We start from the raw sequence: 21837 nt of genomic DNA, 5'->3' as shown, positions 1-21837 counted from the left end.
CTGTCCCCTACTTCTTGGGTCTGTCCCCTACTTCTTGACGTCGGTCAGGCAGAGCGTGAACTTGTCGGAACGCTCCTGCCAGGTGAGCGCCGCCGTGGTGCCCTCGACGTTCTGGCAGGCGAGCGTGTACAGCGTGGAGCCGTCGACCTTCTTGAGCACCTTGTGCTGCGCCTTGCTGTCCGAGCAGTCGACCTTCTTGATGTCCGGCTTGTTGTCCGTGCCCTTGTTCTGCAGGCAGTCGCCGACCGACAGGGACGTGGTGTCGTCGTCCGTGATGACGTGCTTGACGACGTAGAAGCCGACGCTGGCTATGAGGGCGAGCACGATGCCGCCGATCTTCTTGCCGATCTTCTTGCCCCGGGACGGTGCCGCCGGCGGCACCGGCGCGCCGCCCCAGGCACCCGGCTGCTGCTGGCCGTACGGCGGCGGGGGCACCGGCTGGCCGGGCTGCTGGCCGTACGGCCCGGGGGGCTGCTGGCCGTACGGGCCCGGCTGCTGCGGGAACTGGCCCGGCTGCTGGCCGTACGGCGGGGGCGGCGTCGGCTGGCCGTACGGGTTGCCGCCCTGCGGGGCGTGCGGGTTCGGCTGGGGCGGCGGCGGAGTGGTCACGGGGCATCCCTTGGACTGAGGCGTGATCGTCGGCGATTGCAGCCCGTAAGGTATCCGGCCGAACTGACAATTCCGCAGGCCAAGGCGGTCCCTGTGGCCTTGATGTAACACTTACCGTCGGTCAAATCCCGCCAAAGACAGAGCAATCACCCCGTAGGTCACGGCAATCGTTACCACCAGCGCGGCCGAGCGGCCGTCGGGCGGCAGCATCAGGGCGGCCACTCCCGCGGCCCCCACGAAGGCGGCGTTGAAGAGCACGTCGTAGAGGGAGAAGACCCGTCCCCGGTAGGCGTCGTCGACCGTCGCCTGCACCACCGTGTCAGTGGTGATCTTGGCGCCCTGTGTGGTGAGCCCCAGCACGAAGGCGGCCATCAGCATCGGTACGGGCTCGAACGGCAGGCCCAGCGCGGGCTCGAGCACAGCGGCCGCGGCGGCGCAGGTCACCATCCAGCCGAGCCGTCCCAGGCGCTCGACCGCCCACGGCGTGAGCAGGGCGGCCGCGAAGAACCCCGCGCCCGAGGCGGCGACGGCGTATCCCAGGAGGGCGAGCCCTTCCGACTCGCTGTCGGCCCAGGCGTACCGGCACAGCATCAGCACCGTCACCGTCAGGGCGCCGTAGCAGAAGCGCATCAGCGACATGGCGGCCATCGCCCGGGCAGCGGCGTGACGCTCGGCCAGATGGCGCACCCCGGCGATCAGTCCGCGCGCGGTGACGGCCAGGGCCGTGCCGAACCGGGTCCGCTCGGTGCAGGCGTCCGGGCCCAGCAGGCCGGCGGGCATGCGCAGTGCGGACAGCGCGGCGCACAGATACAGCACCGCGCCGAGAAGGACGACGACGGCGTCGGAGGTGCTCCCCTGCGGGGCGGCCAGACGGACGACGAAGGCGAGTCCACCTCCCGCGGTGGCCGCGAGCGTACCGGCGGTGGGGGAGAGCGAATTGGCCATGACCAGCCGCTCGGGGCTGTCGACGACCCGGGGCAGGGCGGCGGAGAGCCCGGCCAGGACGAAGCGGTTCACCGCGGTGACCGCGAGGGCGGAGGCGTAGAACAGCCAGTCGGCGGCGCTCGCGACGACGAGCAGCGCGGTGCCGCAGGCCAGCACGGCCCGCAGCAGATTGCCGTGCAACAGCACCTGACGGCGCCGCCAGCGGTCCAGCAGCACCCCCGCGAACGGGCCGAGCAGGGAGTACGGCAGCAGCAGCACCGCCATGGCGGAGGCGATGGCCGCGGGCGAGGCCTCCTTCTCCGGGGAGAAGACGACGTACGTGGCGAGCGCGACCTGGTAGACGCCGTCGGCCGCCTGGGACAGCAGCCGGACTGCCAGCAGCCGGCGGAATTCACGCAGCCGCAGCAGGACGCGCAGATCACGCACAACGGGCATGCCGCACAGCCTCACACAACGCACGGGCCCCCGGGTGGATTACCCGGGGGCCCGTGCGAATGGCCTTGAGGCAGCGCTCTTAGCGCTCGACCTCGCCCTTGATGAACTTCTCGACGTTCTCGCGGGCGATGTCGTCGAAGTACTGCACCGGCGGGGACTTCATGAAGTACGAGGAGGCGGAGAGGATCGGGCCACCGATGCCCCGGTCCTTCGCGATCTTCGCGGCGCGCAGGGCGTCGATGATGACACCGGCGGAGTTGGGGGAGTCCCAGACCTCGAGCTTGTACTCCAGGTTCAGCGGGACGTCACCGAACGCGCGGCCCTCCAGGCGGACGTAGGCCCACTTGCGGTCGTCCAGCCAGGCCACGTAGTCCGACGGGCCGATGTGGACGTTCTTCTCGCCCAGGTCGCGGTCCGGGATCTGGGAGGTGACGGCCTGCGTCTTGGAGATCTTCTTGGACTCAAGGCGCTCGCGCTCGAGCATGTTCTTGAAGTCCATGTTGCCGCCGACGTTCAGCTGCATCGTGCGGTCCAGGATGACGCCCCGGTCCTCGAAGAGCTTGGCCATCACACGGTGCGTGATGGTGGCGCCGACCTGGGACTTGATGTCGTCACCGACGATCGGCACACCGGCCTCGGTGAACTTGTCCGCCCACTCCTTGGTGCCGGCGATGAAGACCGGGAGCGCGTTGACGAAGGCGACCTTGGCGTCGATGGCGCACTGGGCGTAGAACTTGGCGGCGTCCTCGGAGCCGACCGGCAGGTAGCAGACCAGAACGTCGACCTGCTTGTCCTTGAGGACCTGGACGACGTCGACCGGGGCCTCGGCGGACTCCTCGATGGTCTGGCGGTAGTACTTGCCCAGACCGTCGAGCGTGTGGCCGCGCTGGACGGTGACGCCGCTGGCCGGCACGTCGCAGATCTTGATGGTGTTGTTCTCGCTCGCGCCGATGGCGTCCGCGAGGTCGAGGCCGACCTTCTTCGCGTCGACGTCGAAGGCGGCGACGAACTCCACGTCGCGCACGTGGTAGTCACCGAACTGCACGTGCATCAGACCCGGCACGCGGCCGTTCGGGTCGGCGTCCTTGTAGTACTCGACGCCCTGAACCAGCGAGGCGGCGCAGTTGCCCACGCCGACGATGGCTACGCGAACCGAACCCATTCCGGTTGCTCCCTGTTAGTACTCGACGAAGCCCTGCGGGGTGCAGGACTCACTTGGCCGGACCGTTGCGCTTGTCGCGCCCGGCCCGCTCGCTCTCGATCAGCTCGTTCAGCCAGCGGACCTCACGCTCCACCGACTCCATGCCGTGCCGCTGGAGTTCGAGGGTGTAGTCGTCCAGCCGCTCCCGGGTACGGGCCAGGGAGGCGCGCATCTTCTCCAGACGCTCCTCCAGCCGGCTTCGGCGGCCTTCCAGCACCCGCATCCGTACGTCGCGCGAGGTCTGCCCGAAGAACGCGAAGCGGGCGGCGAAGTGCTCGTCCTCCCACGCATCCGGGCCGGTGTGGGCGAGCAACTCCTCGAAGTGCTCCTTGCCCTCTGCCGTCAAGCGGTAGACGATCTTCGCCCGTCGTCCGGCCAGGGACGCCGCGTAGGCGTCCTCGGGGTCGCTCCCGGGCTCCTCGACCAGCCAGCCGTTCGCCACAAGGGACTTCAGGCAGGGATAGAGGCTGCCGTAGCTGAACGCACGGAACACCCCGAGCGAGGTGTTCAGCCGTTTGCGCAGCTCGTAGCCGTGCATCGGGGACTCGCGGAGCAGGCCGAGGACGGCGAACTCGAGGATGCCGGAGCGTCTGCTCATGTTTCGCCTCCTTGTCCCCAACAGCCTAGTCCTTGTGATCCCTGCGTCCTTATAGGTCCCTTATGCCGAGCTGATGTATCGACTCGATACATCCAGACGATAGAACGGGCGATCAACGACGACAAGGGGGACGACGGTGAACGAGGTCACATCACCGATTCGTGGGACAGAACCGGCCTGATTTTTGAGTGAACATCCCCAGTGGGAGGGATTTGGCCGTGCGTAGTCTGTGCGCCATGCAGACCAATGGGAACCGGGTGACGTCGTCTGACGTCCTCGTCCCGGATGCAGTGCGTCCGGTTGGCCGGGGGGTCCGGTCCGCACGCCGGGGGGAACGCAAGCCACCTGCCGCTGTCAGGCGAAAGTGCCTGCCCGAGGAGTAGTCGTTCGATGAGCGAGCACCGCCGCAAGCCGCCGCAGCCTCAGGGCGGCGGACGAGCCGCGGCCCGTCGCGCGGCCCAGCAGCCGTCCGGCCGCCGCACCGCGCCACCGCCACCCAGATCCTCCTCCGGCGGGCGGAGCCGGGGCAGATCCGACGAGCCGCGGCCCGGTAGCCGGGCCGACGGCCGACGAGGCGCGCCCCCCGGCGGCGGGCGCGGGCGCAGGGACGGCGCGCGTCCGGGTAAGCGCTTCATCGACTACCCGCGCGCCGGGAAGACGGGAGCGCGCCGCTGGATCCCCTCCTGGAAGCTGATCCTGGGACTGTGCGTCGGCTTCGTGGCGCTGATCCTCGGTACCGTGGGCGTCGCGCTGGCCGTGGTGCAGGTGCCCAGCGCCCAGCTGGCCTCCAAGGTGCAGAAGAACGTCTACTACTGGTCGGACGGCAAGCAGATGGTGGTCGCCGGCGGCGGCAGTCTGAACCGCCAGATCGTCCCGATCACCCAGATCCCCGAGTCGATGCAGAACGCGGTGATCTCCGCGGAGAACGCCAGCTTCTACGACGACTGGGGTGTCGACCCGATGGGCATCGCCCGGGCCGTCGTGAAGATGGCCCAGGGCGGTGAGACCCAGAGCGGTTCGACCATCACGCAGCAGTTCGTGAAGAACACCTACCTGAGCCAGGAGCAGACGCTCAAGCGCAAGGCCACCGAGCTGCTGATCTCCATAAAGGTGGGCGCGACCCAGGACAAGCGCGACATCCTCGCCGGCTATCTCAACACCGCCTACTACGGGCGGGGCGCGTACGGCATCCAGGCCGCGGCGCGGGCGTACTTCGACAAGGACTGCCTGCACCTGACGCCCAGCGAGTCCGCGTTCCTGTCGGCCACGCTGAACGGCCCGAACCTGTACGACCCCTACGGCGGCCAGGGCCCCGCGGCCACGCCGGAGAAGAACACCAAGCGCGCCACCGAACGCTGGAAGTGGACGCTGGACCGCGAGGTCCAGGTCGGTCGCATGACGGCCGCCGACCACGACAAGTGGGTCGGGCAGGGCTTCCCCCAGGTGCAGAAGCCCAAGCCCGCGACCAACCGGGCCGGCCAGATCGGCTACCTGACGGACCTCGCCGACAACTACATCGTCGCCCACTCCAAGCTCAGCAAGGCCGAGCTGGACAAGGGCGGCTACCAGATCTACACGACCTTCGACCGCGACAAGGTCAACACCCTGGCGACGTCGGTCGAGGAGGTCCGCAAGGCCAACCTCAAGCCGCAGAGCCGCGAGGTCGACAAGTTCGTGCAGTTCGGCGGGGCCTCCGTGGAGCCCAAGACCGGCAAGATCGTCGCCATCTACGGCGGCGAGAACGCGCTGGAGCACTACACCAACAACGCCGACTACACCGGTGTCCAGGTCGGCTCCACCTTCAAGCCCTTCGTGCTGGCCGCGGCCATGACGCACGGCAAGCGCAACCCGGCCCTCCCCGCGAAGCAGAGCGACAGCCAGCGCACGATCGTCTCGCCGGAGAGCATCTACAACGGCAACAACAAGGTCACCCTGCGGAACTACAACGGGACCGTCTGGCACGACGAGGACGGCAAGGAATGGCACCAGGCCAACGACGGTGACGAGGACAAGGGCTTCATCTCCCTGCGCACCGCCATGCAGTTCTCGGTGAACACGCCGTACATCCAGCTGGGCATGGACGTCGGCACCGACCTCGTGAAGGAGGCCGCGCTCCAGGCCGGTCTGGACAAGGACCAGCTGGCCTCGACGACCCCGACCTTCTCCCTGGGCACCTCCGCCCCCAGCGCCATCCGGCTGGCGAGCGCCTACGGCACCTTCGCCGCCAGCGGCAAGCACGTCGAGCCCTACTCCGTGCAGAAGGTCGAGAAGAACGGCAAGCCGGCCTACGAACACGAGGAGAAGAGCTCCCAGGCCTTCGACTCCAACGTGGCGAACAACGTCACCGACGTGCTGAGGACCGTCGTCAAGGAGGGCACCGGCACCGCCGCCCAGCTCGGCAGCCGCCCGGTCGCGGGCAAGACCGGTACGACCGACGGCAACCGCTCCGCCTGGTTCGCCGGCTACACGCCGCAGCTGTCGACCGCGATCGGCATGTACCGCGTCGACCCCAACGCCAAGAAGCAGGAGTTCCTCTCCATGCGCGGCGTGGGCGGCAAGCCCACGATCCACGGTGCGTCGTTCCCGGCCGAGATCTGGGCCGACTACATGGGCGACGCGCTCAAGGGCCAGCCGGTCATGCAGTTCGACCCGCCGCAGCCGATCGGTGAGAAGGTCTACGGCGACGGAGCCAGCCCCTCGCCCAGCGCGATGCCCTCCGCGTCGGCGTCCTCGTCGCCCTCGGCCTCCCCCTCGCCCTCGGCGTCGAAGTCCCCGAGCGCCTCGCCGTCCCCGAGCCGCTCCTGCAACCCGTTCGACTTCAAGTGCCACAACGGCAACGGCGGGGGCACCGGCAACGGCGGTCCCGGCGGCGGTCCCGGTGGGGGTCCCGGCGGTCCGGGAGGAGATACCGGCGGCGAGTCCCCCTCGCCCGGGCCGACCCGGGCCGGCCGCTCCGGAGGCAGTCTCTTCGGCGGTCCTACAGGATGATTAATCGCCGCGCGCTGCGCGGCGGACCACCGATAAGCCTCTGACCTGGGTGAATGCCCAGGTCGACAGACAGCCTACGAGGGCCGTCCCGTGATCCCGCGGGACGGCCCTCGCGGGTTATCCACAGGCTCCGACGCGTTTCCCGCGGGTACGGCAGGATGTCCCGCATGAGCAGCGAGCGGGACGAGCGACTGGTACGGCCCACCGTCGAGGACGAGGTGGCGGCGGCCGGCAGCGAGCTCATCGGCGGACCGATCGGGCGGCGCGCCCTGATCGGCGCCTCCTGGTGGACGCCGGTGCGGATCGTCGCGCTGGTGGCGATCGGGATGTTCGCCCTGGGCATGGTGCAGAAGCTGCCCTGCTACAACTACGGCTGGTTCTTCGGCGCCACCACGCAGTACACCCACGCCTGCTACTCCGACATCCCGCACCTGTACACCGGGCGGGGCTTCGACATCGGGCTCATCCCCTACTTCGACCGCATCCCGCAGAGCAGCTCGGGCGGCCTGGAGTACCTGGAGTACCCGGTGCTGACCGGGCTGTTCATGGAGATCGCCGCGCTGTTCACACCCGGCGGCGGGTCGATCCAGCACCGCGAGCAGCTGTACTGGTTCGTCAACTCCGGGATGCTGCTGGCCTGCACGGCGGCGATCGCGGTGTGCGTGGCCCGCACGCACCGGCGGCGGCCGTGGGACGCGCTGCTGTTCGCCCTGGCCCCCGCCTTCGCCCTGACGGCCACGATCAACTGGGACCTCTTCGCGGTCGCCCTGACGGCGGGCGCGATGCTGATGTGGTCCCGTGGCCGGGCGGCCCCGGCGGGGGTGCTGATCGGCCTGGCGGCGGCGGCCAAGCTCTACCCGGCCCTGCTGCTGGGCCCCCTGCTCCTGCTGTGCTGGCGCGCCGGCCGCTGGAGGGCCTTCCTGTCCGCCCTGGCCGGCGCGGTCGGCGCCTGGCTCGTGGTCGACCTGCCGGTGATGCTCACGTTCGGCGCGGACGGCGTGCACATCCGCGAGGGCTGGGCGAAGTTCTACACCTTCAGCCAGGAGCGGCCCGTCGACTTCGGCTCGCTGTGGCTGTTCATCTCCCAGCGCACCGGTGACCCGCTGGACGACGCCAACACCTACGCGACGCTGCTGATGGTCCTCGGCTGCCTGGCCATAGGGTTCCTGGCCCTGCGCGCCCCGCGCCGCCCGCGCTTCGCGCAGCTGGCCTTCCTCGTGGTGGCGCTCTTCATCCTGGTGAACAAGGTCTACTCGCCGCAGTACGTGCTGTGGCTCGTGCCGCTCGCCGCGCTGGCCCGGCCGAAGTGGCGGGACTTCCTCGTCTGGCAGGCCTGCGAGGTCCTGTACTACCTCGGCATCTGGTTCTACCTGGCCTACAACGGCAGCGGCGACAAGCACCAGGGTCTGCCGCCCGAGGGCTACCAGCTGGCCATCGTCGTCCACCTGCTCGGCACGCTCTACCTCTGCGCGCTCGTCGTGCGGGACATCCTCAAGCCCGAACGGGACGTCGTACGGCGCGACGGCTCGGACGACCCCTCCGGCGGCGTCCTGGACGGGGCGCCGGACATATTCGTCCTCGGCCCCGCCCGCCGGTCCCGGCGCGCGGAGGACGCGCGGGACGCGGACGGCGCCCTGGGCGCAAGGGTCCTGTGGGGCACGGAGGGCCGCAACCCGTAAGGTCGCGGCCCCGGCCCCTCGCCGACCGCGGTGAACGCGGTCGCCATCTCAGTGCTGATCAAGCGGTGATGACGGGGGGAACGATCAGTGGTCGACTATCCGGTCGAACTGCGTGGTGGTGTGCCGCAGGTGCGCCACCAGCTCGTCGCCGACCTGGGGAGCGGGCGCGTCCCCGGGCACGAACAGGATGGAGACCTGCATGTGCGGGGGCTCCGCGAACCAGCGCTGCTTGCCCGCCCAGACGAACGGCGAGAGGTTGCGGTTCATGGTGGCCAGGCCCGCGCGGGCGACGCCCTTGGCGCGCGGCATCATGCCGTGCAGCGCCTTCGGCGCCTCCAGGCCGACGCCGTGCGAGGTGCCGCCCGCCACCACGACGAGGTGGCCGTCGCCGGCGACCTTCTGCTGCCGGTAGCCGAAGCGGTCGTTCTTGGTCACCGGGGTGACGTCCAGGACCGCGCCCCGGTACTGGGTGGCGTCGTGGTCGCCGAGCCACAGCCGGGTGCCGATCCGCGCCCGGAAGTGGGTGTGCGGGTACTGCTGCCGCAGCCGGGCGAGCTCGTCGGCCTTGAGGTGGCTGACGAACATCGTGTGCGTCGGCAGATGGGCGTTGCGCAGCTGCTCCATCCAGGCGACGACCTCGTCCACGGCGGTGGTGCCGTCGCCCCGGTCCAGCGGCAGGTGAATCGCGAAGCCCTCCAGCCGGACGTCCTCCAGGGCCGCGTGCAGCTTGGGGAGGTCCTGCTCGCTGATGCCGTGCCGCTTCATGCTGCTCATGACCTCGACGACGACGCGGGCGCCGACCAGGCCACGCACGCCCTCCACCGAGGAGACCGAGCGGATGACCCGGTCCGGCAGCGGCACCGGCTCCTCGCCGAGCCGGAAGGGCGTCAGCACCAGCAGGTCACCGCTGAACCAGTCCTTGATCCGCGCCGCTTCGTAGGTGGTGCCGACCGCGAGGACGTCCGCGCCCATGCGCATGGCCTCCTCGGACAGCCGCTCGTGGCCGAAGCCGTAGCCGTTGCCCTTGCAGACGGGGATGATCCCCGGAAACTGCTGGAGGACGGACTGCTGGTGAGCCCGCCAGCGGGCGGTGTCGACGTAGAGCGTGAGCGCCATGGCCGGTCCCGGAACCTTTCCCTGAGTGTGGATGGAGCTGTTGGATCAGCGGCGCGACATGTAGATGTCGAGGGCCTTGTGCAGCAGCTTGTTGAGCGGGAAGTCCCACTCGCCGAGGTACTCCGCCGCCTGGCCGCCCGTGCCGACCTTGAACTGGATCAGACCGAAGAGGTGGTCGTTCTCGTCGAGGGAGTCGCCGATACCGCGCAGGTCGTAGACGCTGGCGCCCAGCGCGTAGGCGTCGCGCAGCATCCGCCACTGCATCGCGTTCGACGGCCGGACCTCGCGCTTGTGGTTGGCCGAGGCGCCGTACGAGTACCAGACGTGCCCGCCCACGATCAGCATGGTGGCGGCGGCGACGGCCTCGCCCTCGTGCACGGCGAAGTACAGCCGCATGCGGTTGGGGTCCTCGGTGTTGAGGGCCGTCCACATGCGCTGGAAGTAGCTCAGCGGGCGCGGGCGGAACTTGTCGCGCTCGGCGGTGATCTCGTAGAGGTGCTGCCAGGTGGGCAGATCCTCGTAGCCGCCCTGGACGACCTCGACGCCGGCCTTCTCGGCCTTCTTGATGTTGCGGCGCCACAGCTGGTTGAAGCCCTTGTGGACGTCCTCCAGGGAACGGTTCTCCAGCGGCACCTGGAAGACGTAGCGCGGCTGGACGTCACCGAAGCCGGCGCCGCCGTCCTCGCCCTGCTGCCAGCCCATGCGGCGCAGCTTGTCGGCCACCTCGAAGGCGCGCGGCTCGATGAAGGTGGGCTCGACGTCGCGCAGGCGCTTGGCGTCCGGGTCGGCGATGCCGGACTTGATGGCGTTCGCATCCCAGCGGCGGATGACCACCGGCGGGCCCATCTTCACGGAGAAGGCGCCCTGCTGCTTGAGGTGGGCCAGCATGGGCTGGAGCCAGTCCTCGAGGTTCGGGGCGTACCAGTTGATGACCGGGCCCTCGGGCAGATAGGCCAGGTAGCGCTTGATCTTGGGCAGCTGGCGGTAGAGCACCAGACCGGCGCCGACCAGCCGGCCGGTCTTGTCGAACCAGCCCAGGTTCTCCGAGCGCCATTCGCCCTTCACGTCGGCCCACGCCGGCACCTGCATGTGACTCGCCGCGGGCAGGCTCTGGATGTACGCCAGATGCTGCTCTCGGCTGATGGTCCTCAATGTCAGGGTCATGCGGGGCGCTCCTCGGCAGGTGTGTCCCCAGGGTCGGGGCTCCGGCTCTCGCGCCGAAGCCTACTGCGACCGGGGAGCGCCCCGACTGGGCCTATGGCCTCCGGGCTCCGCGGCTATCCGATCAGCCCGCCGAAGAGTCCGCCGTGGGCCATGCCCAGGAAGAACCCGATGGCCGATGCGCCGAGTCCGATGATCAGCAGGAACCGCTCGCCCGTGGTGACCGATATGAACTGCCCCCAGGCCCCGGAGAGGATGCCCACCAGGCCGCTCCACGAGCTGAGCAGATGCAGATTGTCGAAGGCCGAGGAGACGAAAGCGAGCAGTCCGAGGACAACCGTCACCGCGACGAAGGTGTTCTCGACGGGGTGGGGCCTGCCGTCGCTGTTCAGCACTCCGGCCAGCAGCGAACGGGGGCCATGCGGTTGCCGAGCTGCCTGTGTCATGGGATACCTCCTGAAAGGCAGGCGGCGCACGATATGTAGCGCCGGTCACACCCGATGGGTCCAGATTGAGGGCCGGGAAGGCCGGATTTCAACCGGACCCCGATGTGCGGGTACTCTGTACCGTCTGCACCGGTGTCTGCCCGGACCCAGCTTCGGTCCCAGGGGCCACCCCGGGGACTCTCCGCTGATTGTCAGTGTCCGCCGATACCGTTGTTCACGCATTACGACCCTCCTGCCACGGATCGACCGTGGCCGCTGAGTCCAAAGGAGGTGGGTTCCACATGCGTCACTACGAGGTGATGGTCATCCTCGACCCCGATCTCGAGGAGCGCGCTGTCTCCCCGCTGATCGAGAACTTCCTCTCCGTCGTCCGTGAGGGCAACGGAAAGGTCGAGAAGGTCGACACCTGGGGCCGTCGTCGTCTCGCTTACGAGATCAAGAAGAAGCCCGAGGGCATCTACTCGGTCATCGACCTGCAGGCCGAGCCTGCGGTCGTCAAGGAGCTCGACCGCCAGATGAACCTGAACGAGTCGGTCCTCCGGACCAAGGTCCTCCGTCCCGAGACCCACTGAGCCCACGGGCTTCAGTAGGTAATCGGGCTGTACTCACACGAGTAGCAAGCAGCCAGCAGCACACCCGCCGAGAGGTTCATCCATGGCAGGCGAGACCGTCATCACGGTCGTCGGCAATCTCGTCGACGACCCCGAGCTGCGCTTCACCCCGTCCGGTGCGGCGGTCGCGAAGTTCCGCGTCGCGTCCACTCCCCGCACCTTCGACCGCCAGACCAACGAGTGGAAGGACGGCGAGAGCCTCTTCCTCACGTGCTCGGTGTGGCGTCAGGCGGCGGAGAACGTCGCCGAGTCGCTTCAGCGAGGCATGCGCGTCATCGTGCAGGGCCGTCTGAAGCAGCGGTCCTACGAGGACCGCGAGGGCGTCAAGCGCACGGTCTTCGAGCTCGACGTCGAAGAGGTCGGGCCCAGCCTGAAGAACGCCACGGCGAAGGTCACCAAGACCACCGGTCGCGGTGGCCAGGGTGGCTACGGCGGCGGCAGCGGCGGTGGCCAGGGTGGCGGCTGGGGCTCCGGTCCCGGCGGCCAGCAGGGCGGCGGGGCTCCCGCCGACGACCCCTGGGCGACCGGTGCTCCGTCCGGCGGCCAGCCGGGCGGCGCGGGAGGTGGCTGGGGCGGCGGCTCCGGCAACTCCGGCGGCGGCTACTCGGACGAGCCGCCCTTCTAGGCCCGCAGGGGCCCGGGCCGGCCGTGAGGCCGCCCGAGGGCGACAGTACGAAACTTCTTGATTCACAGGAGAGAGACAATGGCGAAGCCGCCCCCGCGCAAGCCGAAGAAGAAGGTCTGCGCGTTCTGCAAGGACAAGACCGCTTACGTGGACTACAAGGACACGAACATGCTGCGGAAGTTCATTTCCGACCGCGGCAAGATCCGTGCCCGCCGCGTGACCGGCAACTGCACCCAGCACCAGCGTGACGTCGCCACGGCCGTGAAGAACAGCCGTGAGATGGCGCTGCTGCCCTACACCTCGTCCGCGCGATAAGGGAAGGGTGACCGAACAATGAAGATCATCCTCACCCACGAGGTCTCCGGCCTCGGTGCCGCCGGTGACGTTGTCGACGTCAAGGACGGCTACGCCCGCAACTACCTGATCCCGCGTCGCTTCGCGATCCGCTGGACCAAGGGTGGCGAGCAGGACGTCGCGCAGATCCGCCGCGGTCGCAAGATCCGTGAGATCGCGACGATCGAGCAGGCCAACGAGGTCAAGGGCCAGCTCGAGGGCGCCAAGGTCCGCCTTGCCGTCCGCGCCGGCGAGGCCGGCCGCCTGTTCGGCTCCGTGACCCAGGCCGACGTCGCTTCCGCGATCAAGGCTTCCGGTGGTCCCGAGGTCGACAAGCGCCGCGTCGAGCTGGGTTCGCCCATCAAGACCCTGGGCGCCCACCAGGTGTCCGTGCGTCTGCACGCCGACGTCGTTGCCAAGGTCGGCATCGAGGTCATCGCGGCCTGAGCGTAAGCACGCGCCGCTGTGCCCGGGAAAGGGCCGTACCCCGCAGGGGGTGCGGCCCTTTCCGCATTTTCAGGAGCCTCCCGCGGCGAACTGTGGCGAACTGCGGCGACCCGTGGCGTCAGGCGCGGACCGCTCCGGTGATCAGCCAGCGGCCCGAGCGGGCGCGCAGCCACAGCGTGATCAGGCGGACCGTCATCATCAGAATCATCGCCCACCACAGCATGGTCAGCCCGCCGCCCAGCGTCGGCACCAGCAGGGCCGCGGGGGCGAAGACGGCCAGGACCACCAGCATCGCCCAGGCGAGGTAGGGCCCGTCCCCGGCGCCCATCAGCACGCCGTCCAGAACGAAGACGACACCGGCGACCGGCTGGCCCAGGGCCACCACCAGCAGCACCGGCAGCAGCGAGTCCCGCACGGACGGGTCGCTGGTGAACAGCGGGATGAACAGCGGTCGGGCCACGATCACCAGCACGCCCAACGCCACGCCCGCGGCGATGCCCCACTCCACCATCCGCCGGCACGCGGCGCGCGCCCCCTGCTCGTCCTCCGCGCCCAGGTAGCGGCCGATGATCGCCTGCCCGGCGATGGCGATGGCGTCCAGGGCGAAGGAGAGCAGGTTCCACAGGGTCTGCGCGATCTGGTGCGCGGCGAGCGAGGAGTCGCCGAGCCGGGCCGCTACGGCCGTCGAGATCATCAGGATCGCGCGCAGCGAGAGCGTACGGACCAGCAGCGGCACTCCGGCCCGGGCACAGGCGCGGATGCCGGCGGCGTCGGGGCGCAGCGAGGCACCGTGCCGCCTGGCGCCCCGGACGACGGCGGTGAGGTAGACGGCGGCCATGGCGCACTGGGCGATCACGGTGCCCCAGGCGGAGCCGGCGATGCCGAGGCCGGCGCCGTAGACGAGACCGGCGTTGAGCCCGGCGTTGGCGGTGAAGCCGCCGATCGCGACGTACAGCGGGGTGCGGGTGTCCTGGAGGCCGCGCAGCACGCCGGTGGCGGCGAGGACGGCGAGCATCGGGGGTATGCCGAGCGCGCTGATCCGCAGATAGGTGGTGGCGTACGGGGTGGCGTCCGCGGAGGCGCCGAACATGCCGACGAGGGCGGGGGCCGCGGCCAGGACGCCCGCGGCGACGACGGCGCCGAGCAGCAGCGCCAGCCAGATGCCGTCCATGCCCTGCCGGATGGCGGCGCGCAGGTCCCCGGCGCCCACCCGGCGGGCGACGGCGGCCGTGGTGGCGTAGGCGAGGAACACGAAGACGCTGACGGCGGTGGTGAGCAGGGCCGCGGCGACGCCGAGACCGGCGAGCTGGGGGGTGCCGAGGTGGCCGACGATGGCGCTGTCGACCATGACGAAGAGGGGTTCCGCGACGAGGGCGCCGAAGGCCGGCAGGGCGAGCGCGACGATCTCACGGTCGTGCCGGCGGGCGGTGCGCGGCCGGCTCGCGGAGGGCTGACTCACAGATGTCGTCCCATCTTCCACAGGTAATGGACGGAGACACTTTACGCCCCTTACGGGCGGGCGCTGAGTGTGATCTTCTCTGCGCCGTTTGTCGTGATCTCCATCCGGACCCGAAACTTTTTCTCCCCCACAGCCGGTGGATGTTAAATGCGCAGGTCAGAGGCGTGTGTATGGGGTGACTGTGGGCTTGTCCACAGCTGTTTCCCCCGCGCCGTGCACAGGTTGGGGGGAGTTCTCCACAGCTTGCGGCCCATCATCCACATGCCCTGTGGATAACCAGATTGGCTGACGGTGCCGACGGCCCTACCGTGGACCGGCGACCGGCGCCTTGTTCACCGTCTCCCGGACCCGACGAGACCGCCACGAGACCGCCACGGGACCGCCGGTGTCCGACGCGCACGAGAAGGAGTCGGGCGGTCCCCATTGTCAGAGCCGTGCCGTAAGAAGGACAAGCACGGCGAGGTCCGCCCAGCGGACGGGAGGAGGTGTCAGGGGTGAGCATCCCCGAGCCCATGGACGACGGCCCCTGGGGCGACTCCGGCCCCGGCGACCGCCTCCCCTTCCCTCGTTCCCGCCGCGGCGACGGCAAGGGCCGTGGCGAGCAGCGCGACCGCGAGGACGACGGCGGCTGGTCGCAGGGCGCCGCCTTCGAGCGCGTCCCCCCGCAGGACCTGGACGCCGAGCAGTCCGTCCTCGGCGGCATGCTGCTCTCCAAGGACGCCATCGCCGACGTCGTCGAGGTCCTCAAGGGCCACGACTTCTACCGTCCGGCGCACGAGACGATCTACCAGGCCATCCTCGACCTCTACGCCAAGGGCGAGCCGGCCGACCCCATCACCGTCGCCGCCGAGCTCACCAAGCGCGGCGAGATCACCCGCGTCGGCGGCGCGGCGTATCTGCACACCCTCGTCCAGTCCGTCCCCACCGCCGCCAACGCCGAGTACTACGCCGAGATCGTCCACGAGCGGGCCGTGCTGCGCCGGCTGGTCGAGGCGGGCACGCGCATCACGCAGATGGGATACGCGGCCGACGGCGACGTCGACGACATCGTCAACAGCGCCCAGGCCGAGATCTACGCCGTCACCGAGCAGCGCACCAGCGAGGACTACCTCCCGCTCGGCGACATCATGGAGGGCGCGCTCGACGAGATCGAGGCCATCGGCTCGCGCAGCGGCGAGATGACCGGCGTGCCGACGGGCTTCACGGACCTCGACGCGCTGACGAACGGCCTCCACCCGGGCCAGATGATCGTCATCGCGGCCCGTCCGGCCATGGGTAAGTCCACCCTGGCGCTGGACTTCGCGCGGGCCTGCTCGATCAAGCACAACATGCCGAGCGTGATCTTCTCGCTCGAAATGGGGCGCAACGAGATCGCGATGCGCCTGCTGTCCGCCGAGGCACGGGTGGCGCTGCACCACATGCGGTCGGGCTCGATGACGGACGACGACTGGACGCGGCTGGCCCGCCGGATGCCGGACGTCTCGCAGGCCCCGCTGTACATCGACGACTCGCCGAACCTGTCGATGATGGAGATCCGCGCCAAGTGCCGCCGGCTGAAGCAGCGCAACGACCTCAAGCTGGTGATCATCGACTATCTCCAGCTGATGCAGTCCGGCGGCTCGAAGCGGGCCGAGAGCCGTCAGCAGGAGGTCTCGGACATGTCCCGTAACCTCAAGCTGCTGGCCAAGGAGCTGGAGCTGCCGGTCATCGCCCTGTCCCAGCTGAACCGTGGGCCCGAGCAGCGTACGGACAAGAAGCCGATGGTCTCCGACCTGCGTGAGTCCGGCTCCATCGAGCAGGACGCGGACATGGTCATCCTGCTGCACCGCGAGGACGCGTACGAGAAGGAGTCGCCCCGCGCGGGCGAGGCGGACATCATCGTCGGCAAGCACCGTAACGGCCCCACGGCCACGATCACGGTGGCCTTCCAGGGCCACTACTCGCGCTTCGTGGACATGGCCCAGACCTGATCGCTCCCGCTGTAGGGTCTTGTAGCGTCCAATCTCTGAGGCCATATTCCAGATTGGTGTGACCACTGTCTGACGGATTGGTCGTCGGGCCTGGACAACTCCACGCCTAGCTAGCCATCCCAAGCGGTGGTTTGGGGCCTCTTCCTGCATCCCGTGCCGTCTGCCGGAGAGCGTACTCGCGTCAGACGGAGGTCTGGCGGCCACAGCTGACCCGCCTGGATCGCGGGGGTACAGCGTGGATCGTGTGGTCGGCACCGTGCTGGTGCAGGTCCGGCGTACGGACGGGGTCCTTGATGAGGAGCGGTCCTGGCCGGCTGGGCAGGCGGAAGCGTGGCGATTCCCCGCCTAGTCAGCGGCAACGAACGCTCCGTCGACGAGGACGGGGACGACATCGCAGGCGTCCAGCTCTGTCGCGATGGCGACATCGTCTGCATAACCGCTGGTGATGAGCTCTTGGCCCGATGCACAGGCCGCGACAGTGACATCCACGTCTGTCACGCCGTCGAAAACCGCGGCCGCCATTGACGCCTCCGGCGAGAGTTGGCTCCGGCCGGATCTGCGCAGTGCGGCGATTACGGCTCCGGCGCCGAGGAGGTCTTCGAGCGCGGGCCTGAGACTGCCGTCGGGCCAGCGCTCACCCGAGGCAATCACCAGTACAGGTTGCTCGACTGTTCCATAGCTTCGATCTGCCAGCCACCGGCCGACAGCGGATGCGTTCCTCAGCGCTCCAGCGATCACCGTGGCCTCTCCGGCAGCGGCGGCGATGGCGGATCCGTTGGGCGAAGGGAGTACCAGGCGCTAAGCGAAGGGAGCACGTCGCAGTGCGGCTGGTGACAGCGACCACGGTGACTTCGCGGTGGCCATGCTCCGGCCCACGGCCAGCTGAGCCCCCACCTTGTCAGCGAAGGCCTCAGCGGTCTCGTCGCGCCAGCGATAAGGGAACACCTGGGTCCCCGCCTCGACCGCAACCGTCACCGACGTCGTGAACGACAACACGTCGACGACGACAAGGCAGGCGGTGTCTTGCGCGAGAAGCTGCGCGCCGACTGGTCCCCACTCGAACCGCACGCCATGGTTTGCCTGCATGAACCAATCACCCATGAACGGAGATCATGCCAGGGCCCCCGGCGTGGACTTCCCGATCAGGGGACTGTCTCCATGGACGCTGGGGCCACCCCAACGCAGCCCCTGATTGGTCAAGCCACTCGGGCGTTTTGCCGGTGACATCAACGTGGACGACAGCCGGAACTCCAGGGCACAGCATCGAGGTTGGTCAGAGGAAGCGGCTCCCTACACCCGCTGTACGGTCCCGGACCGTAGGGTCCCGGATTTTCGGGCCCCGCATTCTTGACTCCAAGGTCAAGAATGGTGCTAGTCTTCTGATCATGGGAAGGCCCAAGCAGTTCGATCCGGATGCCGCCGTCGAGGACGCCATGAACGTGTTCTGGCGGAAGGGTTATGCCGCGACCACGCCGCAGGACCTCGTTGACGCGATCGGCATCGGCAAGGGCAGCCTGTACAACACCTTCGGCAGCAAGCACGCCTTGTTCGAGCTGGCGCTTCGCCGCTATCGCGACAGCCAGGCCGTCGCCCTCATCGAGATGGTCGAGGAGCCCGGCCCGGTCAAAGCGCGCCTGCGCAAGACGTTGAAGTTCCTTGCCGAGATGGACCTCGCCGACCCGGACCGTCGCGGCTGCATGGCCGTGAACACGGCGGCGGAGCTCGCCGGCACGGACCGGGTGGCGACCGAACTCGTCCAGCGCATGTTCGCCCGAACCGAGGGTGCCTTCCGCGCGCTGATCGAAGAGGGGCAGCGTTCCGGAGAGATCGCGCCGGAACGCGATCCCGCAGCCTGGGGAAGCCTGCTGCTGAATACCGTCGTGGGCTTGCGGCTCATGGCGCGTGTCGCCGAAAGCCCCGATCGGCTCGTCCGGGTGATCGACGCAACGGTCGACTCCCTGTAGGCCAACCCGCAGCATTCGGTTCGCTTGGGTGATCGCTGCCCAAATTTTGTACCTACAGTTCAAAAAAGGAGTGTCATGGACCTCGATCTCACCGCCAAGACGGCCGTTGTCACCGGGGCCGGCCGGGGCATCGGGCTTGCCACCGTCCGGGCCCTCACGGCCGAAGGCGTTCGCGTCGTCGGCGCTGCCCGCACCATTACGCCCGAGTTGAAGGAGACCGGTGCCTACACGGTGTCGGCCGACCTGAGCACCGCCGAAGGCGTCGCCACTCTCATGGACAGCGCCCTCACCGAGCTGGGCGGTATCGATCTGCTGGTGAACAACGTCGGAGCCGGGGACGACGTCGAGCCCCTCGGCTTCCTCGACACCGAGGACTCCCGGTGGACCCGCGTCCTCGACCTCAATCTGCTCAGTGCCGTTCGTGCCGCCCGCGCGGCGCTGCCGAGCCTGATCGAGCGCCGTGGGTCGATGGTCAACGTCTCGTCCATCAACTCCCGGCTGCCCGCCGCCGGCCCGGTGGCCTACAGCGCGGCCAAGGCGGCTCTTTCTGCCCTCGGCAAGTCACTGGCCGAGGAGTTCGGGCCCCAGGGCGTGCGCGTGAACACCGTTTCTCCCGGAGTGGTCCGCACTGCCATATGGGAGGACCCCGAAGGATTCGGCGGCAAAGTGGCGGCCGGAGCCGGGGCGGAGCACGCCGCGTTCCTCCAGCAGATCCCGGAAGCCTTCAACATCACCACCGGCCGCATCACCGAACCCGAAGAAGTGGCGGCCCTGATCGTGTTCCTTCTCTCCGACGTCGCGGGCAACATCACCGGCGCCGACCACATCATCGACGGCGGCACTGTCAAGACACTCTGAATCACGGAGTCGCACGGGGCGGGGCCGCAGGCCACAGGGTCGCTCTGTTGCGGATCGCGAGATCCTGCACCCCCGCCGCGGGGCCTCGCGGTCACACCAGTTCGGGCTGCGGTTCCAGTTGCGGTACCGGTACGGGCTTCGGTTCCCAGGCCTTGGTGGTCCGTACGTAGGCGTAGATCACCGAGACCATCGCCAGGATCAGCAGCGGTCCGAACACCCACGGATTCTCGGCCATGTACACGGGCAGAAAGCGGTACGACACCAAGAACGCGGTGAATATCGTGGTGCCGTAGGCGACCAGCTGAATTCCCGACCGGTCCCAGCCGCGTTCCTGCGCGCGCAGAGCCGTTTCGATGGTGAGCGTGAACACCACGCCGGCGATGATGTCCGTGCCGTAGTGGTAGCCGAATCCCAGCGTCGCGCCGAGGGTGGCTATCAGCCAGAAAGCGCCGCCGAACCGAAGAATGCGCGGGCCCTTGCGGGAATGGATGAAAATTGCGGTGGCCCACGCCGTGTGCAGGCTGGGCATGCAGTTGCGCGGGGTGATCTCGTCGAACGGCATGTGGTGCGGCGCGGTGATCGGCGTCGGCGTGTTCGGCCACAGGTCGGCCACCGCCCAGTGCCCGCCGTCGGCGCCGTAGGCGAAGATCGGGCCGACCACCGGGAAGATCATGTAGATGCCCGGTCCGAGGAGGCCGATCATCAGGAAGGTGCGCACCAGGTAGTGGCTGGGGAACCGGCGCTCGGCCGCGACATTGCGCAGCTGGTACAGCGAGACGAGCACCGCGGCCACCGCGAGCTGGATGTAGACGTAGTCGAGGATGTGGTCGCCGATCGGACCGGTGGCCTTGACGATCCGGCCCGCCAGCCACGACGGGTTGCCCAGCGCGTGATCGGCGGTCGCCACGTACTGGTCGAGCACGGCCGGTCGGGTCTTCGAGGTGATGAGCAGCCAGGTGTCGCCGGTCTTGCGGCCGGCCACCAGCAGCAGGCCCAGCCCGACGCCCTTCAGCAGCAGCACGCGCTCCCGGCCGGTGCGGCGCGTGACGGCGATGACCGCATAGCCCAGAACCACCCACAATGCGCCGTTGCCGAACATCATCTTGACGTCGAGCGCCCACCGGACCAGAAAGAAGACGACGTCGATGCCGACTGCTATTCCGGCCGCGATGAACCGCTCCCGCCAGGTGAGCACCACCATCATCAGGGCCATGGAGGCGTACAACAGTGGCCCGGATTTCGGGGCGAGTACGACTTCTTTGGCCTGGTTGGTAATCGGCCCCGGCTGGCCGTAATGGCGTGCGGCGATTTCGAGCGCGATGAGGAATCCGAGGGCCACGACGCCGACCGCGGCCCACAATATGGCCCGCGGTTGACGCCATGCGGCGAACGTCATTCTGGAGTTTATTCGAGATATCAATTGCCCGGCCGATGTGTTGGACGTCGATTAATGGATCACTCATCGTGCTTTCGTTGTGAGTCCGAACATGTTATCGGAGTGGTGTGGCCGGGTTTCCGGGACGCTCGTGGTTCGGGGGACCTCAGTCCAGTACGTCGGCGAGATCGCGGAGCAGCCGGGCCTTCGGGCGGGCGCCCACCAGGGACTTCACGGGCTCGCCGGCGCGGAAGAGCATGAGCGTGGGCATGGACAGCACGTTGTAGGCCGCCTGCGTGCGGGGGTTGGTGTCGACGTCGATCTCGACGATCCTGAGCCGGCCCGCCTCCTCCGTCGCCAGCTCCTTGAGGACCGGGGCGATCTGGCGGCACGGGCCGCACCAGGCGGCGGTGAACTCGACGAGGACGGGCAGCTCCGAGGCGAGCACCTCGTCCTCGAAGGTGTCGTCCGTGACGACGGTGACGGCGGCGGTGGCGGCGGTGGCGGTCGTGATCCCGGCCGTGGTCGTGGTCATGGGGTGGTCCTCCCGGCATGGGTGTCGGTATGGGTGTCGGTGCGCGGTGGTACCAGGGCGCACAGCGGCGGTGGTCCGCCCGGGACGTCGGCCTCCGCCTCCAGCTGGGCCCGGGCCAGCTGGGCGCCGACCTCGGCCCGTACGCGCTGGAGGTGCCCGATGACCTCGTCGAGCTCGGCCAGCTTTCGGCGGTAGACCGCCAGCGAGGCCGGGCAGGAGTCACCCGCCGGGTGCCCGGCGCGCAGGCACTCCACGAACGGACGGGTGTCCTCCAGGCCGAAGCCGAACTGCTGGAGGGTACGGATCTGCTGCACGAGGCGCAGATCCTCCTCGTCGTACGTGCGGTAGCCGTTGCCGGTGCGGCGGGCGGGCAGCAGGCCCAGCGACTCGTAGTGCCGCAGGGTGCGGGTGGTGATGCCCGCGCGGTGGGCCAGTTCGCCGATGCGCATGGGCATGACGGTAGACCTTGACGTCGGCGTCAA

The 21837-nt window shown here is 68.9% G+C and carries 22 protein-coding genes; 9 read left to right on the top strand and 13 right to left on the bottom strand.

Annotation, left to right across the window (positions count from 1 at the left end; all coding sequences use genetic code 11):
* Window positions 1-27: 27 nt before the first annotated feature.
* From AB0K09_RS00295 to AB0K09_RS00280, 4 genes are all read right to left on the bottom strand, one after another.
* Window positions 28-609 carry a hypothetical protein gene (locus AB0K09_RS00295; RefSeq protein WP_366062917.1) on the bottom strand — a complete coding sequence of 194 codons (582 nt, stop codon included), beginning with the start codon at window positions 607-609 and terminating at the stop codon, window positions 28-30.
* 111 nt (window positions 610-720) lie between these two features.
* Window positions 721-1989 (bottom strand): MFS transporter, encoded by a 1269-nt coding sequence (locus AB0K09_RS00290; RefSeq protein WP_366062916.1) that lies wholly within the window; start codon window positions 1987-1989, stop codon window positions 721-723.
* A gap of 79 nt (window positions 1990-2068) precedes the next feature.
* Entirely contained in the window at window positions 2069-3151 is a 1083-nt protein-coding gene (locus AB0K09_RS00285; RefSeq protein WP_366062915.1) for an inositol-3-phosphate synthase, read from the bottom strand.
* Window positions 3152-3200: 49 nt separating this feature from the next.
* Window positions 3201-3788 carry a helix-turn-helix transcriptional regulator gene (locus AB0K09_RS00280; protein ID WP_366062914.1) on the bottom strand — a complete coding sequence of 196 codons (588 nt, stop codon included), beginning with the start codon at window positions 3786-3788 and terminating at the stop codon, window positions 3201-3203.
* A 390-nt stretch (window positions 3789-4178) separates the two neighbouring features.
* Between AB0K09_RS00280 and AB0K09_RS00275 the strand changes: the two genes are divergently transcribed.
* Window positions 4179-6776 (top strand): transglycosylase domain-containing protein, encoded by a 2598-nt coding sequence (locus AB0K09_RS00275; protein WP_366062913.1) that lies wholly within the window; start codon window positions 4179-4181, stop codon window positions 6774-6776.
* Between the two features lie 167 nt (window positions 6777-6943).
* Complete coding sequence (locus AB0K09_RS00270; protein WP_366062912.1) at window positions 6944-8455, top strand: glycosyltransferase 87 family protein; 1512 nt, start codon at window positions 6944-6946, stop codon at window positions 8453-8455.
* A gap of 84 nt (window positions 8456-8539) precedes the next feature.
* On the opposite strand, the gene AB0K09_RS00265 is transcribed toward AB0K09_RS00270, so the two are convergent.
* The 3 genes from AB0K09_RS00265 to AB0K09_RS00255 form a co-directional block, all read right to left on the bottom strand.
* On the bottom strand, window positions 8540-9571 hold the full coding sequence (locus AB0K09_RS00265; RefSeq protein ID WP_366062911.1) for an alanine racemase: 1032 nt from the start codon (window positions 9569-9571) through the stop codon (window positions 8540-8542).
* A gap of 45 nt (window positions 9572-9616) precedes the next feature.
* Entirely contained in the window at window positions 9617-10735 is a 1119-nt protein-coding gene (locus AB0K09_RS00260) for a peptidoglycan bridge formation glycyltransferase FemA/FemB family protein (protein ID WP_366062910.1), read from the bottom strand.
* A gap of 113 nt (window positions 10736-10848) precedes the next feature.
* A complete protein-coding gene (locus AB0K09_RS00255; protein ID WP_366062909.1) occupies window positions 10849-11178 on the bottom strand; it encodes a hypothetical protein in 330 nt (109 codons plus the stop codon).
* Between the two features lie 281 nt (window positions 11179-11459).
* Here AB0K09_RS00255 and rpsF point away from each other — a divergent pair, with 281 nt between their 5' ends.
* From rpsF to rplI, 4 genes are all read left to right on the top strand, one after another.
* The gene (gene rpsF / locus AB0K09_RS00250) at window positions 11460-11750 is read left to right on the top strand and encodes a 30S ribosomal protein S6 (RefSeq protein ID WP_004950685.1); all 291 of its coding nucleotides are present in this window, start codon (window positions 11460-11462) and stop codon (window positions 11748-11750) included.
* Between the two features lie 82 nt (window positions 11751-11832).
* Window positions 11833-12414 carry a single-stranded DNA-binding protein gene (locus AB0K09_RS00245; RefSeq protein ID WP_366062908.1) on the top strand — a complete coding sequence of 194 codons (582 nt, stop codon included), beginning with the start codon at window positions 11833-11835 and terminating at the stop codon, window positions 12412-12414.
* Window positions 12415-12492: 78 nt separating this feature from the next.
* A complete protein-coding gene (gene rpsR, locus AB0K09_RS00240) occupies window positions 12493-12729 on the top strand; it encodes a 30S ribosomal protein S18 (RefSeq protein WP_004950692.1) in 237 nt (78 codons plus the stop codon).
* An 18-nt stretch (window positions 12730-12747) separates the two neighbouring features.
* Window positions 12748-13194, top strand: a complete 447-nt coding sequence (gene rplI, locus AB0K09_RS00235; protein ID WP_366062907.1) for a 50S ribosomal protein L9 — start codon at window positions 12748-12750, stop codon at window positions 13192-13194.
* Between the two features lie 118 nt (window positions 13195-13312).
* Here rplI and AB0K09_RS00230 read toward each other — a convergent pair whose 3' ends face one another.
* Window positions 13313-14653 carry an MATE family efflux transporter gene (locus tag AB0K09_RS00230; RefSeq protein WP_366062906.1) on the bottom strand — a complete coding sequence of 447 codons (1341 nt, stop codon included), beginning with the start codon at window positions 14651-14653 and terminating at the stop codon, window positions 13313-13315.
* Between the two features lie 494 nt (window positions 14654-15147).
* Here AB0K09_RS00230 and dnaB point away from each other — a divergent pair, with 494 nt between their 5' ends.
* Window positions 15148-16623, top strand: a complete 1476-nt coding sequence (gene dnaB, locus AB0K09_RS00225) for a replicative DNA helicase (protein WP_366062905.1) — start codon at window positions 15148-15150, stop codon at window positions 16621-16623.
* A gap of 345 nt (window positions 16624-16968) precedes the next feature.
* Here the strand turns inward: dnaB and AB0K09_RS00220 are convergent, their stop codons facing one another.
* Together AB0K09_RS00220 and AB0K09_RS00215 are read right to left on the bottom strand one after the other, a co-directional pair.
* Window positions 16969-17418, bottom strand: a complete 450-nt coding sequence (locus AB0K09_RS00220) for a 2-phosphosulfolactate phosphatase (RefSeq protein WP_366062936.1) — start codon at window positions 17416-17418, stop codon at window positions 16969-16971.
* A gap of 3 nt (window positions 17419-17421) precedes the next feature.
* Window positions 17422-17724 (bottom strand): hypothetical protein, encoded by a 303-nt coding sequence (locus AB0K09_RS00215; protein WP_366062904.1) that lies wholly within the window; start codon window positions 17722-17724, stop codon window positions 17422-17424.
* 284 nt (window positions 17725-18008) lie between these two features.
* On the opposite strand from AB0K09_RS00215, the gene AB0K09_RS00210 reads away from it, so the two are divergent.
* Window positions 18009-18587, top strand: a complete 579-nt coding sequence (locus AB0K09_RS00210) for a TetR/AcrR family transcriptional regulator (protein WP_366062903.1) — start codon at window positions 18009-18011, stop codon at window positions 18585-18587.
* A gap of 75 nt (window positions 18588-18662) precedes the next feature.
* Window positions 18663-19445, top strand: coding sequence for an oxidoreductase (locus AB0K09_RS00205; protein WP_366062902.1), 783 nt, complete (start codon window positions 18663-18665; stop codon window positions 19443-19445).
* A 91-nt stretch (window positions 19446-19536) separates the two neighbouring features.
* Here the strand turns inward: AB0K09_RS00205 and AB0K09_RS00200 are convergent, their stop codons facing one another.
* From AB0K09_RS00200 to AB0K09_RS00190, 3 genes are all read right to left on the bottom strand, one after another.
* Entirely contained in the window at window positions 19537-20841 is a 1305-nt protein-coding gene (locus tag AB0K09_RS00200; protein ID WP_366062901.1) for a phosphatase PAP2 family protein, read from the bottom strand.
* A gap of 145 nt (window positions 20842-20986) precedes the next feature.
* On the bottom strand, window positions 20987-21355 hold the full coding sequence (gene trxA / locus AB0K09_RS00195) for a thioredoxin (RefSeq protein ID WP_366062900.1): 369 nt from the start codon (window positions 21353-21355) through the stop codon (window positions 20987-20989).
* Window positions 21352-21804 carry a MerR family transcriptional regulator gene (locus AB0K09_RS00190; protein ID WP_366062935.1) on the bottom strand — a complete coding sequence of 151 codons (453 nt, stop codon included), beginning with the start codon at window positions 21802-21804 and terminating at the stop codon, window positions 21352-21354. Before AB0K09_RS00190 ends, trxA begins: the two co-directional genes overlap by 4 nt.
* Window positions 21805-21837: the final 33 nt, after the last annotated feature.

The sequence above is a fragment of the Streptomyces sp. NPDC049577 genome (assembly GCF_040675635.1).
Classification (GTDB): Bacteria; Actinomycetota; Actinomycetes; order Streptomycetales; family Streptomycetaceae; genus Streptomyces.
The sequence above is the reverse complement of the archived record's forward strand: the minus strand, read 5'-3'. Positions and strand labels throughout refer to the sequence as shown.

Coding starts and splice junctions, on each gene's coding strand:
- AB0K09_RS00210 (WP_366062903.1), top strand. CDS start 18,009: ATGGGAAGGCCCAAGCAGTTCGATCCGGATGCCGCCGTCGAGGACGCC.
- AB0K09_RS00270 (WP_366062912.1), top strand. CDS start 6,944: ATGAGCAGCGAGCGGGACGAGCGACTGGTACGGCCCACCGTCGAGGAC.
- AB0K09_RS00285 (WP_366062915.1), bottom strand. CDS start 3,151: ATGGGTTCGGTTCGCGTAGCCATCGTCGGCGTGGGCAACTGCGCCGCC.
- AB0K09_RS00280 (WP_366062914.1), bottom strand. CDS start 3,788: ATGAGCAGACGCTCCGGCATCCTCGAGTTCGCCGTCCTCGGCCTGCTC.
- AB0K09_RS00190 (WP_366062935.1), bottom strand. CDS start 21,804: ATGCGCATCGGCGAACTGGCCCACCGCGCGGGCATCACCACCCGCACC.
- AB0K09_RS00205 (WP_366062902.1), top strand. CDS start 18,663: ATGGACCTCGATCTCACCGCCAAGACGGCCGTTGTCACCGGGGCCGGC.
- AB0K09_RS00265 (WP_366062911.1), bottom strand. CDS start 9,571: ATGGCGCTCACGCTCTACGTCGACACCGCCCGCTGGCGGGCTCACCAG.
- rpsF (WP_004950685.1), top strand. CDS start 11,460: ATGCGTCACTACGAGGTGATGGTCATCCTCGACCCCGATCTCGAGGAG.
- rpsR (WP_004950692.1), top strand. CDS start 12,493: ATGGCGAAGCCGCCCCCGCGCAAGCCGAAGAAGAAGGTCTGCGCGTTC.
- AB0K09_RS00275 (WP_366062913.1), top strand. CDS start 4,179: ATGAGCGAGCACCGCCGCAAGCCGCCGCAGCCTCAGGGCGGCGGACGA.
- AB0K09_RS00215 (WP_366062904.1), bottom strand. CDS start 17,724: ATGGGTGATTGGTTCATGCAGGCAAACCATGGCGTGCGGTTCGAGTGG.
- AB0K09_RS00290 (WP_366062916.1), bottom strand. CDS start 1,989: ATGCCCGTTGTGCGTGATCTGCGCGTCCTGCTGCGGCTGCGTGAATTC.
- trxA (WP_366062900.1), bottom strand. CDS start 21,355: ATGACCACGACCACGGCCGGGATCACGACCGCCACCGCCGCCACCGCC.
- AB0K09_RS00245 (WP_366062908.1), top strand. CDS start 11,833: ATGGCAGGCGAGACCGTCATCACGGTCGTCGGCAATCTCGTCGACGAC.
- AB0K09_RS00255 (WP_366062909.1), bottom strand. CDS start 11,178: ATGACACAGGCAGCTCGGCAACCGCATGGCCCCCGTTCGCTGCTGGCC.
- AB0K09_RS00260 (WP_366062910.1), bottom strand. CDS start 10,735: ATGACCCTGACATTGAGGACCATCAGCCGAGAGCAGCATCTGGCGTAC.
- rplI (WP_366062907.1), top strand. CDS start 12,748: ATGAAGATCATCCTCACCCACGAGGTCTCCGGCCTCGGTGCCGCCGGT.
- AB0K09_RS00200 (WP_366062901.1), bottom strand. CDS start 20,841: ATGACGTTCGCCGCATGGCGTCAACCGCGGGCCATATTGTGGGCCGCG.